At 71.6% G+C, this 3280-nt stretch carries 4 protein-coding genes; 2 read left to right on the forward strand and 2 right to left on the reverse strand.

All coding sequences use genetic code 11. From position 1 onward, the window contains the following. Window positions 1-142: 142 nt before the first annotated feature. Entirely contained in the window at window positions 143-709 is a 567-nt protein-coding gene (locus tag ACWGR4_RS48150) for a cupredoxin domain-containing protein (protein ID WP_380010056.1), read from the reverse strand. Between the two features lie 342 nt (window positions 710-1051). On the opposite strand from ACWGR4_RS48150, the gene ACWGR4_RS48155 reads away from it, so the two are divergent. Continuing rightward, window positions 1052-1969, forward strand: coding sequence for an NAD-dependent epimerase/dehydratase family protein (locus tag ACWGR4_RS48155; protein WP_452134110.1), 918 nt, complete (start codon window positions 1052-1054; stop codon window positions 1967-1969). Window positions 1970-1993: 24 nt separating this feature from the next. Here ACWGR4_RS48155 and ACWGR4_RS48160 read toward each other — a convergent pair whose 3' ends face one another. Continuing rightward, a complete protein-coding gene (locus tag ACWGR4_RS48160; protein ID WP_452134111.1) occupies window positions 1994-2779 on the reverse strand; it encodes a GNAT family N-acetyltransferase in 786 nt (261 codons plus the stop codon). 162 nt (window positions 2780-2941) lie between these two features. On the opposite strand from ACWGR4_RS48160, the gene ACWGR4_RS48165 reads away from it, so the two are divergent. Continuing rightward, entirely contained in the window at window positions 2942-3163 is a 222-nt protein-coding gene (locus tag ACWGR4_RS48165) for a hypothetical protein (protein WP_380010065.1), read from the forward strand. The last annotated feature ends 117 nt before the right edge of the window (window positions 3164-3280 follow it).

Consider the following 3280-nt stretch of genomic DNA (forward strand, 5'->3'; position numbering starts at 1 on the left):
CCGCGCGCCCACCCCGGGCGCGCGGACGCTTCGTTCATGGTGATGTACGAGACGAGCATCTGCGCGTCCGCATGCGCTTCGGCGATGATGCAGTCGGCCCAACCGGCACCCGACAGGGTCCACGTGAACGACAGCGAAGCGTTCATTCCGGACATGTTGCCGGCCACCGAGGGATCGGCGCACGAATCGCCCGAATCCGACCCGCGCCATCGGTCTCGCCGCGGATCCGCACGTCGAGCACCGCCGCCGCGCCCACCCGCGCGTCCCGAACCGCCTCGGCCCGCACCGCCGCGTAGTACAGCCCGGACACGGCGTCGCCGGGCCCACCCGGCCCCACCGCGGCCGGCCCGGCGGTCAACGGGCCCGGGTCGCGCGGAACCCGATACCGAACCGTCCACACCACCTCGGCCCCCGGCCCGATCGGCGCGCCCGGCTCCGGCTCGGTGACCGCGACCCGTTCCGTGTCGAACACCCGGATCCGGAAGTGTTCGGCCCGCCGGCTCCGATTGCGCACCAATAGTCGTGCCTCGACCACCTCCCCGGGCCGCGCCGCCACCCGCGCGCGCTCGAACCCGACCTGCACGGCGACCCCCGGATCGCCCATCCGCTGGCCGGCCAGATCGGCTCCGCACAGCGGCCCTTCGCAATAACCGTGACGCTCGTCCGGGACCTCGGTCCCGCACAGTCGGCAGTGCCCCGTAGCACTCATCGCTGCCCCCGAAAAGTCGATCCCCCCGTCCGCAGAGACGGCCGACCGACCATCCCCGTTCCGTGTCCACCCCCGGATAAGGGAAGGCCCTCGTTCCCTCACCCGTTCCCGCACGGTTGTGGGCCCGTTCCCCGCCGGTTCCCTTTCCGCCCGCCGGGCCCTTCCCGCTCCCCCTTCCCCGCTTTCTCTCCCTTCCACCTGATCGCAACCTGCACTAACGTGCCGCCACGCCCGCCCCGACCACCCCCACGGCCCCGGCCGGACCGCGATTTCCGGCCGTACGGCGCCCGGCGGACGGCCGGCCGCGGGAGACGAAGCACCAGACACGACAACGGAGTCCCCATGGCAACCCCCCTCAGCGGCGCCAAGATCGTCGTCACCGGCGTCACCGGCCAGGTCGCCGAACCCGTCGCCAAGATCCTCGCGCGCGACAACGAGGTCTACGGCGCCGCCCGCTTCCAGGACGACGAGGCCCGAGCGCGCCTGGAGGCCGCGGGCGTCACCTGCGTGCGGATCGACCTGGCCGCCGGCGACGTCGCCGCCCTGCCCGCCGACGCCGACTACGTGGTCAACTTCGCGGTGGCCAAGAACGGCGACTGGAACCTGGACCTGGACGCGAACGCCGGCGGCGTACTGTCGCTGATGGAGCATCACCAGGCGGCCCGCGCCTTCCTGCACTGCTCGTCCACCGCCGTCTACCAGCCCGCCGGCCACAAGGAGTTGGCCGAGCACGCGGCGCTGGGCGACAACCACCGGGTCTGGTCGTTCCTGGAGACGTACAGCATCTGCAAGATCGCCGCGGAGGGTGCCGCGCGGTGGGGCGCGCGCCGATTCGCGCTGCCGACCACGATCGCGCGCCTGTCGGTGCCGTACGGGGACAACGGCGGCTGGCCCGGCATCCACCTGGAGATGATGCTCGGCGGCGTGCCGGTCGACGTGCACTCCAACACGCCCAGCATCTACCACCCGATCCACGTGGACGACATCGCCGGCACCCTGCCCGCGCTGTTCGCGGCGGCGACACCCGAGGTCACCACCGTCAACTGGGGCGGCAGCGACCCGGTGAGCATCGAGGAGTGGTGCGGTTATCTGGCCGAACTCACGGGCGTGAAGCCCGAGTTCAACGCGACGAGCGAGACCATCGACTCGGTCACCCTGGACCTGACCGCGATGCACACGATCACCGGCCGCACCACCGTGCACTGGAAGGACGGGATGCGCCGGATGGTCGAGGCACTGCACCCGGAACTGCTCGCGTAGCGCCGGCGGCTCCCGCCGCCGGGATCAGGTGACGATCGCATGCTCGGTGACGGGCCCGAGTACCTGGAAGCCCAACTTCCGGTACACGGGCTCGCCTTCCGCCGACGCCTGGAGCACCGCGACCGCGTGCCCCTCCGCGAGCGCCGTGTCGAGCGCGGCCCGGGTCAGCGCCGCGCCGTAGCCGCGCCGGCGCTCGGCGGCCACGGTCGCGATGTTGTACACACCCGCGACGCCGGCGTGCAGGAACACCTCGGCGGTGGCCACCGGACGCTCGTCCACGTAGCCCACCAGGTAGCGCGCGGTGGAGACCAGGGCCGCGTCGGCGGTCAATTCGGCGAAGCGCACCACGTCCGGGACGGCCGGTGTCCACAACGACGCGAGCACACCCGCGTAGTCCAGCAACCCCGCACGCGTACGCACCGCTTCGATCCGCAGCCCCGCCGGCCGCTCCGCCGCGCCGGGCTCGCTCGCAGACAACGCCGCCCACATCGCCACCTCGCGCTCGCCGACCGCCAGCCCGTACGCCGACAACCGCTCGGCCAGGTCCACCGGCCGCGACCCCTGGGTGACCCACCACGAGAACGGCCGCCCGGTCGCGGCGACCCGGCGGACCGTACGTTCGACGACCGCCCCCACCGTCTCGGCGCTCGCGCGCGTGCCCGCGACGATGTTGTAGGTGTCGTGCCCCAGACCGCTGTCCGCGACGATCACCTCGTCGTCCTCGAACACGCGCATCCCCGGGGTGACCCGATGCAGGTGGCACGCGTGCTCGGCGAGATTACGGTCCATGGCTTCGATGTGTGTGCGCATCCGAGCATTCTCGCCGGCGCCGGATCCCGCGGGGTGATCCGATGCCCGCTATTCATCTCCGGTCGGTTCACATTGTCCGCCGCGCACGCAACCATGGAGAGCAACTGCCTCATGGCGGCTGCCCGATGGCGACCGCCCTACAGGCAGGTAGGGAGGAGCACCATGGACGGACTCGTCGTACTCGCCGTGTCCGTGTGTCTGCTCGGCCTGACCGTGCTCCTGGTGGTGCGCTCGCTCGGCCGACGCGACCTCGGCACCGCACCCCCGGATCTGCTGCGCGAGGACGCACTCGCCGACCTCGAAGAGGTCGAGTGGACACCGAGGGACGAACAACCCCGACGGACCGACACCGCCGTCACCCCGGACCCGCGCACCTGCCGGTGATCGCGGGCCCGGGGCCGGTCCGGCTAGGTCGCGTATCGGGTTGTGATCAATTTGTGGGATTCGTCGTCAAGGCGGTCCTGGTCTGGTAGATCGTCTTGGTGTGACGCGAAGGCAACT

The sequence above is a fragment of the Embleya sp. NPDC055664 genome, from assembly GCF_053618075.1.